At 64.1% G+C, this 13,608-nt stretch carries 12 protein-coding genes and 1 pseudogene; 2 read left to right on the top strand and 11 right to left on the bottom strand.

What is annotated here, in order from left to right; genetic code table 11:
• Window positions 1–3: 3 nt before the first annotated feature.
• The 10 genes from ACNFBR_RS16210 to pedF all read right to left on the bottom strand — a co-directional run bounded on the left by ACNFBR_RS16210 (window position 4) and on the right by pedF (window position 10,574).
• Window positions 4–1,668: a NahK/ErcS family hybrid sensor histidine kinase/response regulator gene (locus tag ACNFBR_RS16210; protein ID WP_416735849.1), complete on the bottom strand. Its 1,665-nt coding sequence runs from the start codon at window positions 1,666–1,668 to the stop codon at window positions 4–6.
• Window positions 1,652–2,815, bottom strand: a complete 1,164-nt coding sequence (gene ercA, locus ACNFBR_RS16205; protein WP_416735848.1) for an alcohol dehydrogenase-like regulatory protein ErcA — start codon at window positions 2,813–2,815, stop codon at window positions 1,652–1,654. The genes ACNFBR_RS16210 and ercA overlap by 17 nt, the downstream gene beginning before the upstream one ends.
• Before the next feature lie 88 nt (window positions 2,816–2,903).
• On the bottom strand, window positions 2,904–3,176 hold the full coding sequence (gene pqqD, locus ACNFBR_RS16200) for a pyrroloquinoline quinone biosynthesis peptide chaperone PqqD (RefSeq protein ID WP_416735847.1): 273 nt from the start codon (window positions 3,174–3,176) through the stop codon (window positions 2,904–2,906).
• 51 nt (window positions 3,177–3,227) lie between these two features.
• Window positions 3,228–3,299 carry a pyrroloquinoline quinone precursor peptide PqqA gene (gene pqqA / locus ACNFBR_RS16195; RefSeq protein WP_071984777.1) on the bottom strand — a complete coding sequence of 24 codons (72 nt, stop codon included), beginning with the start codon at window positions 3,297–3,299 and terminating at the stop codon, window positions 3,228–3,230.
• 205 nt (window positions 3,300–3,504) lie between these two features.
• Window positions 3,505–5,025 (bottom strand): aldehyde dehydrogenase family protein, encoded by a 1,521-nt coding sequence (locus ACNFBR_RS16190; protein WP_416735846.1) that lies wholly within the window; start codon window positions 5,023–5,025, stop codon window positions 3,505–3,507.
• Window positions 5,026–5,150: 125 nt separating this feature from the next.
• Window positions 5,151–6,938 carry a PQQ-dependent alcohol dehydrogenase PedH gene (gene pedH, locus ACNFBR_RS16185; protein ID WP_416735845.1) on the bottom strand — a complete coding sequence of 596 codons (1,788 nt, stop codon included), beginning with the start codon at window positions 6,936–6,938 and terminating at the stop codon, window positions 5,151–5,153.
• 400 nt (window positions 6,939–7,338) lie between these two features.
• Window positions 7,339–8,280: a quinoprotein relay system zinc metallohydrolase 1 gene (locus tag ACNFBR_RS16180; protein WP_416735844.1), complete on the bottom strand. Its 942-nt coding sequence runs from the start codon at window positions 8,278–8,280 to the stop codon at window positions 7,339–7,341.
• Between the two features lie 37 nt (window positions 8,281–8,317).
• Entirely contained in the window at window positions 8,318–9,079 is a 762-nt protein-coding gene (locus ACNFBR_RS16175; RefSeq protein ID WP_416735843.1) for a quinoprotein dehydrogenase-associated SoxYZ-like carrier, read from the bottom strand.
• Window positions 9,080–9,231: 152 nt separating this feature from the next.
• Entirely contained in the window at window positions 9,232–10,107 is an 876-nt protein-coding gene (locus ACNFBR_RS16170) for a substrate-binding periplasmic protein (protein ID WP_416735842.1), read from the bottom strand.
• A 5-nt stretch (window positions 10,108–10,112) separates the two neighbouring features.
• Window positions 10,113–10,574: a cytochrome c-550 PedF gene (pedF, locus tag ACNFBR_RS16165; RefSeq protein WP_416735841.1), complete on the bottom strand. Its 462-nt coding sequence runs from the start codon at window positions 10,572–10,574 to the stop codon at window positions 10,113–10,115.
• A 254-nt stretch (window positions 10,575–10,828) separates the two neighbouring features.
• Between pedF and exaA the strand changes: the two genes are divergently transcribed.
• Together exaA and ACNFBR_RS16155 are read left to right on the top strand one after the other, a co-directional pair.
• Entirely contained in the window at window positions 10,829–12,724 is a 1,896-nt protein-coding gene (gene exaA / locus ACNFBR_RS16160) for a quinoprotein ethanol dehydrogenase (protein ID WP_416735840.1), read from the top strand.
• A 67-nt stretch (window positions 12,725–12,791) separates the two neighbouring features.
• Window positions 12,792–13,451: a pentapeptide repeat-containing protein gene (locus ACNFBR_RS16155; RefSeq protein ID WP_416735839.1), complete on the top strand. Its 660-nt coding sequence runs from the start codon at window positions 12,792–12,794 to the stop codon at window positions 13,449–13,451.
• Between the two features lie 65 nt (window positions 13,452–13,516).
• Here ACNFBR_RS16155 and ACNFBR_RS16150 read toward each other — a convergent pair.
• Window positions 13,517–13,608: pseudogene (locus tag ACNFBR_RS16150) on the bottom strand (transposase); the annotation flags it as partial.

Here is a 13,608-nt window from a genome sequence, read left to right as displayed (position 1 = left end):
GAACTACCCCAGCAACTGGCTCAACACTGCGCGCAGTTTCCCCGGCTTTACCGGTTTGTTCAGCAGTGGCGCGCCGAGCTTGTGCAAGGCCTGCCGGCATTGATCGCTGCGATCGGCGGTGATGATCACCGCCGGTATCGGCGCGGCGAAGTGTTCACGCAAATGCCTGACCACCTCGCAACCCACCACGCCGTGGTCCAGGTGGTAGTCGGCCAGGATCAGTTCCGGGGCCCGTTCCTGCAAGGCCAGCAAGGCACCTTCCTGGTCGGTTGCGGTCACCACTTCACAGCCCCACTGCCCTAGCAACGCGCCCATGCTCTGAAGGATGCTCACTTCGTTGTCCAGCACCAGCAGGCGGCGGCCGGGCAGCGGGTTGCCGACGCTTGGCAGCGGCACGGCCTGATGAACGGCCAGCGGCACCTCTTTGCCCAGCGGGACCTCGATGCTGAACAGCGAACCACGCCCCGGCCACGAGCGCACTTCGATCCGGTAACCGAGGATCTTGGCGATCCTTTCAACGATGGCCAGCCCCAACCCCACGCCTTTGCGATCGGCGGCGCGGCCAACGTCCAGTTGGTTGAATTCGAGAAAAATGGCCTGCAGCCGATCCTGTGCGATGCCCCGCCCGGTATCCCACACCTCCAGCCGCAAATGGCCGCCGCGGCGCCTTGCCCCGAGCAGGATTCGCCCCTCGTCCGTGTAACGGCAAGCGTTACTGAGGAAATTGCGCAGGATGCGCGTCAGCAACCGCAGGTCGGTGCTGATGGCGTAGTCGGCTATGCGTGCATGCAGCTTCAGGCCTGCCGCATCGGCGACCGAGCTGAACTCCGAGACCAGCGGCGCGAACAGCTCGTCGAGCCGGTACACAGCCACGTCCGGCTTGACCGCGGCCTGGTCGAGCCGAGAAATGTCCAGCAGGTCGGTCAGCAGGTCTTCGGCGCCCTCCAGGGCCTGGTGGGTACGCTCCACCAGCACATGCTCGGCCTCTGGCAAGGGCCGCTCGCGCAAGGTGGCGATCAGCAGGCGCGCGGCGTTCAGCGGTTGCAGCAGGTCATGGCTGGCGGCGGCGAGGTATTTGTCCTTGCTGCGGTTGGCAGCCTCTGCGGCATCACGCGCCTCCAGCAGTTCATCGGTGCGCGCCGCAACCCGTTGCTCCAGTTCGTCATTGAGCTGTTGCAGGCGCTGCTGAGCCAGCTTGCGCTCGGTGATGTCGGCGACGAACCCCTCCACCAACCCTTCCTGGCCGGGCTTGAGCAGCAGGTTCATCAGTACATCGAGATGGCTGCCATCCTTGCGCCGCAAACGGGTTTCGTAGCCGTGCAGGCTGCGCTCGCGGGCGAGGATCGCGGTTATCGCCTGCAACTCCTCGGCACCGCCGTCAAACAGGTTGGCGGCCAGGTCCGTCAGGGAAAACAGCACCGCCTGTGGGTCGTCGTAGCCGAGCATGCGCGCCAGCGCCGGGTTGGCGGCACGCATGCCGTCTTGCAGGCTGGCCTGGAAAATCCCGTGCACGGCGTTTTCGAACAGCCACTTGTAGCGGTTGCGCTCAGCCTCCAGCTCGTCCAGGCGGGCGGAAAGCTCCGGGTAGTGGCTTTTGCGTGCTGAGTGGTCGCCCAGCCCCAGCAGCCCCGCCAGCGCCCGCTGCTGCTCGTCAGAGGGCCTCGCCATAGACCACCTCGACATCACGCTGGCTCGACGCGCGGGGGTTGGTGAGGATGCACGGGTCGTCCATCGCATGCTGCGACAGGAATGGGATGTCCGCGGTGCGTACCCCGTGCAGCCCGAGGGTTTCATGGAAGCCGATGGCGTGCTTCAGGGCAATCAGGTGCTCCACCAGGCGCCCGCAGATCTGCCGGTGGTTGAGGCCACGGCAGTCGATGCCGAAGACCTCGGCAATCACCTTGAAGCGCTCCGGCGCCGAACTGTAGTTGAACGCCACCACGTGCTCCACCAGCACCGCGTTGCACAAGCCATGGGGCAGGTCGAGGAACCCGCCCAGGCTGTGCGACATGGCGTGCACTGCACCCAGAATCGCATTGGAGAACGCCAGCCCCGCCTGCATGCTGCCGAGCATGATCTTCTCGCGCAGAGCGATGTCGGTGGGGTTGGCGATCATCTCCACCAGGTTGCCATTGATCAGGCGCATGGCCTCCAGCGCATGGGGGTCGGTCAGCGGGCCGTGGCCGGTGGACACGAAGGCTTCGATGGCATGCACCAACGCATCGATGCCGGTGCAGGCCGACAGGAACGGGTCCATGCTCAGGGTGGTTTGCGGGTCGATCAGCGACACGTCCGGTACCACCGCCTTGCTGACGATGGAGAACTTCATGCGTTCCTGCTGGTTGGAAATGATCACGAACTGCGACACGTCCGCCGAGGTGCCGGCGGTGGTCGGGATCAAAATCAGCGGCGGGCTGGGCACGCGGATCATGTCCACGCCTTCGAATTCGAGGATGCTGCGCCCGTGGGCGACCACGATCCCGATGGCCTTGCCGCAGTCCATCGGGCTGCCACCACCGACGGCGACGATCACGTCACAGTGGTGCTGCCGGTAGATTTCGGCGCCGAGCATCACTTCTTCGACCCGTGGGTTGGGTGAAACGGCGGTGTACAGGCAGTAGTCGATGCCCTGGGCCTGCAGGCTGGCCTCGACATCCGCCACCCAGCCGGCGGCGATCACACCGGGGTCGCTGACCACCAGTACCTTGCGTGCTCCGAAGGTCTTGGCGTAATTGGCGACATTGTGCCGGCAACCGGCACCGAAGATGATTTCAGGCGAAACGAACTTGCGAAGTGGGCTGAAACTCTGGCTCATCGGAAAGCCTGTTCTTATTGTTCTGGAAGGTAACCGCCAGCGTAAAGCATCCCGCCGCGAAAGCAACCAGACCAAAGCGGGCCACGGCTCATTCGACCCAGGACTTGGCGCGGGCCACCTCCAGGAACGCCAGTACGTCTTCTTCGAGCCCCGCTACGCCGGGGAAGCGCCGTGCCAGGCGGTCGATAACGGTTGCCACGCTGCGCTGGCCGTCCAGCAGCTCCAGCACCCAGCCGGCACTGGCGTTGAGCTCGATGATGCCCCCGGGGTACAGCAGCACATGGCAAGCCTGCAGCGGCTCCCAGCGCAGGCGAAAGCCTTTGCCCAAAGCCAGGGTTTGCGCGTGATCGATCAGCTTCACGGGGGCATCGGCAATCAAGAGCCGGCCACCGCAGCGGTGGCCGGGCGGGCATCAGCGATTGGCGAAATACATCGTCACTTCGAAGCCAATGCGCAGGTCGGTATAGGCGGGTTTGTTCCACATAGGGCAAGTCCTCTTCTTGTGCCGGAGGATTCCGGTAGATGCATTAATGCACGGGGGCGGACTGGGCCGAATGCTACTTTGGAACGAGCTTGCGGGGTGCGTTGGTCGTAGGGATTTGCCGGCCTCTTCGCAGCACAAGGCTGCTCCTACAGGGATGTGCGGTCCCTGTAGGAGCAGCCTTGTGCTGCGAAGCAAGCGACGCGGTCTAGAAGAAGCCCAGCGGGTTGATGTCGTAGCTCACCAGCAGGTTCTTGGTCTGTTGATAGTGGTCAAGCATCATCTTGTGCGTCTCCCGCCCAACCCCCGACTTCTTGTAGCCCCCAAAGGCCGCATGCGCCGGATACAGGTGATAGCAGTTGGTCCACACCCGCCCGGCCTTGATCCCACGGCCCATGCGGTAGGCACGGTTGATGTCGCGGGTCCACAAGCCGGCACCCAAGCCAAACTCGCTGTCGTTGGCGATCGCCAGCGCTTCGGCTTCGTCCTTGAAGGTGGTCACGCCCACCACCGGGCCGAAGATTTCCTCCTGGAACACGCGCATCTGGTTGTGGCCCTTGAGCAGGGTCGGCTGGATGTAGTACCCGCTGCTCAAGTCGCCCTGCAGCCGCTCGGCACCGCCGCCGGTAAGCAACTGCGCGCCCTCCTCCTTGGCAATCTGCAGGTACGAGAGAATCTTGTCGTACTGCTGCTCGGAAGCCTGGGCACCGACCATGGTTTCGGTATCCAGCGGGTTGCCACGCGTGATCTTGGCGATTTTTTTCATCACCTCGGCCATGAACGGCTCGTAGATCGACTCCTGGATCAGCGCCCGCGACGGGCAGGTGCACACCTCGCCCTGGTTGAAGAATGCCAGCACCAGGCCTTCGGCGGCCTTTTCGATGAACGCGGGCTCGGCCTGCATGATGTCTTCGAAGAAGATGTTCGGCGATTTACCGCCCAGCTCGACCGTGGACGGAATGATGTTCTCGGCCGCGCATTTCATGATGTGCGAACCCACCGGGGTGGAGCCGGTGAAGGCGATCTTGGCAATGCGCTTGCTGGTCGCCAGGGCCTCGCCGGCCTCGCGGCCGAAGCCCTGGACGATGTTCAGCACACCGGCAGGCAGCAAATCGGCGATCAGCTCGGCAAAAATGGTGATCGACAGAGGCGTTTGCTCAGCCGGTTTGAGCACCACGCAGTTGCCCGCGGCCAGGGCTGGGGCAAGCTTCCAGGCGGCCATCAGCAGCGGGAAGTTCCACGGGATGATCTGCCCGACCACGCCCAGCGGCTCGTGGATGTGATAGGCCACGGTGCCTTCGTTGATCTCGGCCGCTCCACCTTCTTGTGCACGGATGCAACCGGCGAAATAGCGGAAGTGGTCCGCCGCCAGCGGCACGTCGGCATTCAAGGTTTCGCGTACGGCCTTGCCGTTGTCCCAGCTTTCGGTGACGGCCAGCACTTCCAGGTTCTGTTCGATGCGATCGGCAATCTTCAACAGCACCAGGGCGCGGTCTTGTACCGAGGTCTTGCCCCAAGCGTCGGCGGCGGCATGCGCGGCGTCCAGGGCGCGGTCGATGTCCTGGGCAGTGGAACGCGGGAATTCGGCAATCGGCTGGCCATTGACCGGCGAGCTGTTGGTGAAGTACTGGCCGGCCAGCGGCGGCACGAACTCGCCATCGATGAAGTTGCCATAACGTGGCTTGAAGGACACGACGGCGCCTGGAGTTCCGGGTTGTGCGTAGATCATGCTGAGCCTCTGCGGGTCGATGCCTGTCCCACGACAGGCGATGGATCGATGGTAAAAAGCCCCGCGTGCCGGGCGAATGCATCGTTGGCAGCGGGGCTCTCGTCATTTGGTAGTAGGGTCAGGCGTTATGGCTGGGCGCTCGCCGTTTGCTGCAACTGCTTGGGCAATTTGAAGGTCCAGAGCATGCCACCCTGGTTGAAGTCCTTGACCCGCTTGGCCACTTCGCCGCCCCACAGCGGCACCGCGCCGCCCCAGCCGGAAACCACCGATACGTATTGCTCGCCGTCCATTTCCCAGGTGACGGGCGAGCCGAGCACGCCGGAGCCGGTCTGGAATTCCCAGACCTTGTCGCCGGTCTTGGCGTTGAAGGCCTGCAGGAAGCCTTCCGGTGTGCCGGTGAACACCAGGTTGCCCTTGGTGGTCAGCACCCCGCCCCACAGCGGCGCGTAGTTCTTGTGGCGCCACACTTCCTTGCCGCTGATCGGGTCGATGGCGCGCAGCACGCCGATATAGTCTTCGTTAAGCGGTTTGATGGTGAAGCCGGCGCCGAGGAACGCCGCGCCCTTCTTGTAGGCGATGCCTTCGTTCCAGATGTCCATGCCCCACTCGTTGGACGGCACGTAGAACAGCCCGGTGTCTTTGTTGTAGGCCATCGGCATCCAGTTCTTGGCACCGAGGAAGGCCGGGGCGACGAACACCGAGCTGCCCTTGGCCTCGCTGCCCGGTGCGCCCGGACGGCTGGCGTCGTTGTAGATCGGTCGGCCGTCCTTGTCCAAGCCGGTGGCCCAGGTGATCTTGTCGACGAAGGGGAAGCCGCGGATGAACTTGCCGTTGGTGCGGTCCAGCACGTAGAAGAAGCCGTTGCGGTCGGCCGTGGCGGCCGCCTTGACCTCCTTGCCGCCGTCTTTGTAGTTGAACGAGATCAGCTCGTTGACGCCGTCGAAGTCCCAGCCGTCATGGGGCGTGCTCTGGAAGTGCCACTTGATGGTGCCGTCGTCTGGGTTGAGCGCCAGGCGCGACGAGGAGTACAGGTTGTCACCGGGGCGCAGGTGCGAGTTCCACGGTGCCGGGTTGCCGGTGCCAAACAGGATCAGGTTGGTTTCCGGGTCGTAGTACCCGCCCAGCCATGGCGCCGCACCGCCGGTCTTCCACAGGTCGCCGGGCCAGGTCTTGCCCGCCTCGCCGCCGGAAATGCCGTTCTCGATCGCCTTGCCGTCCTTGTACACGTAGCCCATGTGCCCTTCCACGGTGGGGCGCATCCACAGCAACTCGCCGTTTTCCGGGTTGTAGGCCTGGATCTTGCCCACCACGCCGAATTCGCCACCGGCAACGCCGGTGATCAGCTTGCCGTTGACGATCATCGGCGCGGCGCTGATGGAGTAGCCTTCCTTGTGGTCGGCCACCTTCTTGCTCCAGACCACCTTGCCGGTGTCCTTGTTCAAGGCCACCAGCTTGGCGTCCAGCGTACCGAAGAACACCAGGTCGCCGTACAGGGCCACGCCGCGGTTGATGACATCGCAGCACGGGCGGATGTCATCCGGCAGGCGAGCATCGTATTGCCACAGTTTCTTGCCGGTGCGCGCGTCCACGGCGAACACCCGCGAATAGGAGCCAGTCAGGTACATCACCCCGTCCTTGATCAGCGGTTGGGCCTGCTGGCCGCGCTGCTTTTCACCGCCGAAGGAGAACGCCCAGACCGGCCGCAGTTCCTTGACGTTGTTGGCATTGAGCAGGTCCAGCGGGCTGTAGCGCTGGCCCTGTACGCCCAGGCCGTTGGTCACGATCTGCTGCGGGTTCTTCGGGTCCTGGAGGATTTCTTCATTGCTGACAGCGGCGTGAGCCGCGCCGGCAAGCAGCATGGCGCTGAGCACCAGGCTCACGGCGAACGAGGGGCGACGTGGGGATCGGGTCATGACGGCTACCTTTGGTTTTTTTGTTGTGCCCGGGAAAATTTCCCGGTGTGCCGAGAATTCTTGGTGCCTACCCGGTTACCAACAATTGGCCGCAGTGCGGAGATTTCTAGTTCCTTGGTATCGGCTTGGGATTTGTTTGGGGGCAGAGATCGAGCGCCGCCCGCGCGGCGCATCGCGAGCGAAGCTCGCTCCTACATTTGTTTCGGGCCAATTATGCCTGTGGGATTTGCGCGCGATCCCCTTGGCGCATGGCTCGATATCGCGTCGTACAAACAAGGCGGTCGCGCGCGCCTGCCACAGGCGATACTGGCCCGAAACAAATGTAGGAGCGAGCTTCGCTCGCGATGCGCCGCGCGGGCGGCGCTCGATCTCACAGGCGCAAAAAATGCCACGACAAACCCTAAAAAACCCCACCGCCCCCATCCACCCGCCGCAGCTGCTGTCGCTCATAACGCGGATACAAATGGCTGACACTGCGAATCAGCTCATACCGCGTCAAGCTGATTCCGGCAAACCTCTCAGGGATGGGCCTGCGAATCATCTCTGCCATGTCGTCGCCACGCGCCGCGCCATCACGCATCAGGCCATCCAACCAGCCCAGGTAGTCACGCATCTGCACGAACGGCCGCGCATCACTGGCCACCGGGCCATGCCCGGGCACCAGTTGCTTCCAGGGCAATGCCTGCAAGCTATCCAGGTCCTTCAGCCACACATCCAACCCCGGGCTGTTGGGCGTGGTCAGGGCACGTTCGTAGAACACCAGGTCGCCGGCGAACAGCACGCCGGTGCTTTCATCGAGAATCGCCAGGTCGGCGCCGGTGTGCCCGCCAAGCCCCAGCAGCCGCAGGCGGTGCCCGCCCACCTCATGCACACCCGGTTGCAGCACCCGAGTCGGCAGAACCACTTCGGTACCGCGCATCCAGTCACCCACCAGGCGATACATGTTCTCGGCCATGGCATCGCCCTGCTGGCGCAGCAAGTCACGGGTACCGGCCAAGGCGCCAATCGGCACATCGGCAAAAGCCTGGTTGCCCAGCACGTGATCCGGGTGATGATGAGTCAGCAGCACTTCCAGCACCGGCTTGTCGGTGACGGCGGCAATCGCCTGGCGCATCGCCTCGCCATAGCGCTTCGACGGCCCACTGTCGATGACCACCACACCGCTGTCGGTGACGATGAACGCCGTGTTGACCACGTTACCGCCATTGGCCTTGGCGAAATTGTCGGTGCTGCCCTCCAGCAGCCAGGTGCCCTCGGCGATCTGCCGGGGGGTGAGCCGGTATTCCAGGTCAGCCTGGGCCGGCAGCCCCAGGCACAGCAGCAACAGCAGAATCCAACGCATGACGGCGCCTCTGGTCTGGGGGAAGTCGGGCATGCGCTCAGGGCACCGCCGCCTCGAACTGGTTGCCGCTGTTGTCCTGCAACAGCAGCCGGGTGGGCCCGGAGCCCTGGATGTCAAAGCCCAGGTTGGGGTTTTCGCTGACCGCCGGGTACAGCTCCAGGCTGGCTAGGCGCTGGCCGTCCGCGTCTTGCAGTTCGGCATGGTTGAGGAAGAACTCGGGAATGCCGCTGACCAGGCCATTGTCCATCGGGTGGGCCACCTGCAGGCGCAGGCGGCTGCTGTCGCCACGTGGGTAGCGCCCGCCCAGCACTTCGCCGAGGTGCTCCTCCCAGCCGGGTTGGGTGCGCACCACGCTAGGCGCGGTACAACCGCCACCCGCCGCATCGATCAGGGTCGAGCCGACGTGCCACAGGCCATCGCGTGTTAGCACGGCGGCACGCAGCGGCGTGGCCTGTTCGATACGGATGCGGATCGACAACCAAGGCAGCACGCGCTCGCCAGGCTGGAAGTCGACGATACGCGGCAGCGGGTTGAGTTCGGCCCAGGCGATGATCCGCACCACTTCGCCGGTGAACGCCCGGGCGTCGATCTCCAGCGGCACCTGCCGCGCGTCCTCGGCAAAGGGCGGCGCCAGCAGTTTTACACGGTCATCGAAGACGAACGCTGCCTGGCCCAGTATCTGTTTGTGGTAGAAGTCCCACATCACCGAGGGCACCGGGTCCGTGTGGGTGCCTTGCGTAGCGGCCTGGGCTGCCCAGGGCATCCAGCAGGCCAGCAGGAACGTTGCTCGCCAGTTCATGGCCTACTCCTGATTGAACAACATATAAACGACTGACTTGGCAGGATCCTGTGGGAGCGGGCATGCCCGCGAACACCGGCAAAGCCGGTGCCAGACTCCGCGTGGCCTTCTTCGCGGGCATGCCCGCTCCCACAGGGCAGGTTGGCGATCCGCTATTGATACATCTCCGGGACCTCGTAACGCAGGCCGTAAGCGGCATACATCGCCTTGAGTCGACCATCGCGGATCATCGCTTCAAGGGCCTCCTCCACCGCATAAGCCAGCTGCCGGTTGCTTTCATGCACGGCCATGCCGATTTCCCAAGCTTGCTTGCCAAGGTTTGGGTAGGCGTTTTCCGCCAGGGCCAATTGCGGGTCGGCGGCTTGGTGCAACTGCCAGTCGACCTCGCCGCGCATCGCCATCACAGCGTCCACCTGGCCGGCCTGCATTGCACCGAATGCCTGCTGCACGCTGGGGTAATGGTGGGTCTTGGCGCTGAGCATGCCCTTGAACACCGAGGTCAGGTAGAACGACGGCACGCTGTCCACCTCGACCCCGATCGGGTGCTGCTGGAACACCGCCACACTGGCCACCGAGGCTAGCCGCCGGCGGTCATAGGCCACCTGCCAGCGCTCCTGCTGATAGGGGCCGAACATCACCACCTGGGCGTTTTCCAGCTCGCCCAGTTCATTGCGTTTCTGCGCGTAATCGTGGTCGTAGGGCACCCGCATCATCAGGTCGGCCAACTGCTGGTGGCGCAGCGGGCTGCCGCGCCAGATGTAGTCGCGCAAGTCATCGTCGAGCTTTTCGCCAGGCGGTGCCCAGATCAGTTGCAGGCGCACCCCCAAGGCGGTGGCCAGGGCCTGCGCCAGCTCCACATCGACGCCACGCGGTTGGCCGTGGTCCTCGAAACTGTAGGGTGCGAAGTCCTTGTATACCGCTACCTTCAACTCGCCGGCGGCGATGATCGTGTCGTAGTTGCGCACCTGCGCCTGGGCCGCCGCGCAACACAGCAGCAGGCCACTCAACAGCACCGCCCACAGACGCATGGCCGTCACTCCTCGACGTGCACGCTGTCCAGGTAGGTGCGCACCGCCCACAGGGCTTCCTGGCTGAGGTAATCGGCCATCTTCGGCATGTACACGCGGCCGTCGCGCACCGCGCCGTGGCGTACCCGCTCGACGAACCATTCATCGCCGGCATCACCGGCATCGAGCATGCGCAGGTCGGGGGCGATACCACCGGATTTTGCTTCCAGGCCATGGCAGGCCGCGCAGTTCTGGTTGTAGGCGGAGGCGCCGATTTCCACCGCCTTGTCGTGCTCGGGTGAGCTACGGTAAGGGTTCACTGCCGCCCAGCCGTCGCCGTCCAGGCTCACGCCAGCGTCCTTGATCGGGGTCAGGCCCTTGGTCTCCACGGCCTGGGGCACCACGTTGCCATGAGCCCAGGCCGTGCCGGTCAGCACAGCCGCGGCCAGCAACCCTGCAGCAAGCAACACATCGCGTTTTTTTGTCATTGTTATGCCCTCACCATTGCACGCAAAGCCTCAACCACAGAGGCCGTGCCGCCATCTTAGAAACAGCCCACGGGCGGCCGAATGCTGCTTTGGTGGCCGGGCCTTACTCCCTTGGTAGTAGGGCTTGTGGCGAAGGGCCAAATGAGGTGCCGTACGGGAACTCTTCCCGGCAAGGGCGGGATATTTTCCGTATCCCACCACCGCCACCGCGCCCCACCCTGTGCAGGCCAAAACCTCCACTGGGAACTGCAACCATGACAATAAGATCGCTACCCGCCCTTTCCCCTCTGGCCCTGAGCGTGCGCGTCCTGCTGATGGCCGGTAGCCTGGCCCTGGGCAATGTGGCAACAGCGGCCACCGCCCCTGCGGCACCTGCCAGCAAGAACGTGACCTGGGAAGACATCGCCAATGACCACCTGACCACCCAGGACGTGCTGCAGTACGGCATGGGCACCAACGCCCAGCGCTGGAGCCCGCTGGCTCAGGTCAATGACCAGAACGTGTTCAAGCTGACCCCGGCCTGGTCCTACTCGTTCGGCGACGAAAAACAGCGCGGCCAGGAGTCCCAGGCCATCGTCAGCGACGGCGTGGTCTATGTCACCGGTTCGTACTCACGGGTATTCGCCCTCGATGCCAAGACCGGCAAACGCCTGTGGACCTACAACCACCGCCTGCCCGACAACATTCGCCCGTGCTGCGACGTGGTCAACCGTGGGGCGGCGATCTACGGCGACAAGATCTACTTCGGCACCCTGGACGCGCGGGTCATCGCCCTCGACAAGCACACCGGCAAAGTGGTGTGGAACAAGAAGTTCGGCGACCACAGCGCCGGCTACACCATGACCGGCGCACCGGTGCTGATCAAGGACAAGACCAGCGGCAAGGTGCTGTTGATTCACGGCAGCTCCGGCGATGAATTCGGCGTGGTCGGCCAACTGTTCGCCCGCGACCCGGACACCGGCGAAGAAGTGTGGATGCGGCCTTTCGTCGAAGGCCACATGGGCCGCCTGAACGGCAAGGACAGCACCCCGACCGGCGACGTCAAGGCGCCGTCCTGGCCAGACGACCCGACCACCGAAACCGGCAAGGTCGAGGCCTGGAGCCACGGCGGCGGCGCCCCTTGGCAAAGCGCCAGCTTCGACCCCGAGACCAACACCATCATCGTTGGCGCGGGCAACCCCGGCCCGTGGAATACCTGGGCGCGCACGTCGAAGGACGGCAACCCGCATGACTTCGACAGCCTGTACACCTCCGGCCAGGTCGGCGTCGACCCGAGCACCGGCGAGGTCAAATGGTTCTACCAGCACACCCCCAACGATGCCTGGGACTTCTCCGGCAACAACGAGCTGGTGCTGTTCGACTACAAAGACAAGGACGGCAAGGTGGTCAAGGCCACCGCCCACGCCGACCGCAACGGCTTCTTCTACGTGGTCGACCGCAACAACGGCAAGCTGCAGAACGCCTTCCCTTTCGTCGACAACATCACCTGGGCCAGCCATATCGACCTGAAGACCGGGCGCCCGGTGGAAAACCCCGGCCAACGCCCGGCCAAGCCACTGCCGGGTGAAACCAAGGGCAAGCCGGTGGAGGTTTCGCCGCCGTTCCTCGGTGGCAAGAACTGGAACCCCATGGCCTACAGCCAGGATACCGGCCTGTTCTATATCCCCGGCAACCAGTGGAAAGAGGAATACTGGACCGAAGAAGTGAACTACAAGAAAGGCTCGGCCTACCTGGGCATGGGCTTCCGTATCAAGCGCATGTACGACGACCACGTCGGCACCTTGCGCGCCATGGACCCGACTACTGGCAAGCTGGTGTGGGAACACAAAGAGCACCTGCCGCTGTGGGCCGGCGTGCTGGCCACCAAGGGCAACCTGGTATTCACCGGCACCGGCGACGGCTTCTTCAAGGCCTTCGACGCCAAGACGGGCAAGGAGCTGTGGAAGTTCCAGACCGGCAGCGGCATCGTTTCGCCGCCCATCACCTGGGAGCAGGATGGCGAGCAGTACATCGGTGTGACCGTGGGCTATGGCGGCGCGGTGCCGCTGTGGGGCGGCGACATGGCCGAGCTGACCAAACCCGTGGCACAGGGCGGCTCATTCTGGGTGTTCAAGATCCCTAGCTGGGACAACAAGACTGCACAGCGTTGACCTGCGGCGGGGAGCGGGCCTGCGCCCCTCCCCGTTTCTGCCCTTTTTCTGCCGAGAGCCTTTCGCCATGAACTACTTGCCATTTGCCTTGCTGCTGGTGCTGTCTCCGGCCATGGCCGAGACTGCCGACGACGCTGGCAACGATACGCCCTTGACCATCAACGGCTGCGTGATTGCCGAGGCCAGCCAGTGCCCAGGGGCCAACCTGCGCGGCGCCAACCTGGCCAACCAGGACCTGCGCAAGATGAACCTGGCCGGTGCCGACCTGCGCGATGCCGACCTGCGGCATGCCCAGTTGGACCTGGCCAACCTGGAAAAGGCCCGGCTGCAAGGCGCCAACCTGACCCGCGCCAGCCTGCAACAGAGCAACCTGCGCCTGGCCGACCTGAGCAACAGCAAGCTGGTGGCCATTCAGGGCTGGGGGTTGTTCGCCCAGGGGGCACAGTTTGCCAAGGCCGACCTCAGTGCAGCCTACCTGCAGTTTGCCAGGCTGTCCGGGGCGAAGCTGGAACAGGCCAACTTGCAGGCGGCGGACCTGGAGATGGCCTGGTTGAGCAAGGCCGATCTGCAAGGGGCCAACCTGGGCGACGCCAACCTGCAGGAAGCCAAGTTTGGCCAGAGCAACCTGGCGCGTGCGGATTTGCGCGGGGCGCGGCAGCATTATGGGAATTTTCAGGAGGCCAATATGGAGGAATGCAAAGGGTGCCCTGAGACCTGGGACAAGTGAGCGCAGGGTTCGACGTGGGATGTGTGGCGCCTGGGAGACCGAGCGCCGCCCGCGCGATCATTCATTCACAACCAGACCGCATCCCAATGCGGATAATCGCCCACCCTGCTGACCAACCCAGCCCTTATCGGATTGGCAACAATGTATCTGGCAACAT

Origin of the sequence: Pseudomonas sp. NY11955 (assembly GCF_048068035.1) — a bacterium.
GTDB lineage: Bacteria > Pseudomonadota > Gammaproteobacteria > Pseudomonadales > Pseudomonadaceae > Aquipseudomonas.
This window is presented reverse-complemented; position numbering and strand designations above follow the sequence as displayed.

Coding starts and splice junctions, on each gene's coding strand:
- ACNFBR_RS16210 (WP_416735849.1), bottom strand. CDS start 1,668: ATGGCGAGGCCCTCTGACGAGCAGCAGCGGGCGCTGGCGGGGCTGCTG.
- ACNFBR_RS16170 (WP_416735842.1), bottom strand. CDS start 10,107: ATGCGTCTGTGGGCGGTGCTGTTGAGTGGCCTGCTGCTGTGTTGCGCG.
- ercA (WP_416735848.1), bottom strand. CDS start 2,815: ATGAGCCAGAGTTTCAGCCCACTTCGCAAGTTCGTTTCGCCTGAAATC.
- ACNFBR_RS16190 (WP_416735846.1), bottom strand. CDS start 5,025: ATGATCTACGCACAACCCGGAACTCCAGGCGCCGTCGTGTCCTTCAAG.
- ACNFBR_RS16175 (WP_416735843.1), bottom strand. CDS start 9,079: ATGAACTGGCGAGCAACGTTCCTGCTGGCCTGCTGGATGCCCTGGGCA.
- pedH (WP_416735845.1), bottom strand. CDS start 6,938: ATGACCCGATCCCCACGTCGCCCCTCGTTCGCCGTGAGCCTGGTGCTC.
- ACNFBR_RS16180 (WP_416735844.1), bottom strand. CDS start 8,280: ATGCGTTGGATTCTGCTGTTGCTGCTGTGCCTGGGGCTGCCGGCCCAG.
- pedF (WP_416735841.1), bottom strand. CDS start 10,574: ATGACAAAAAAACGCGATGTGTTGCTTGCTGCAGGGTTGCTGGCCGCG.
- ACNFBR_RS16155 (WP_416735839.1), top strand. CDS start 12,792: ATGAACTACTTGCCATTTGCCTTGCTGCTGGTGCTGTCTCCGGCCATG.
- exaA (WP_416735840.1), top strand. CDS start 10,829: ATGACAATAAGATCGCTACCCGCCCTTTCCCCTCTGGCCCTGAGCGTG.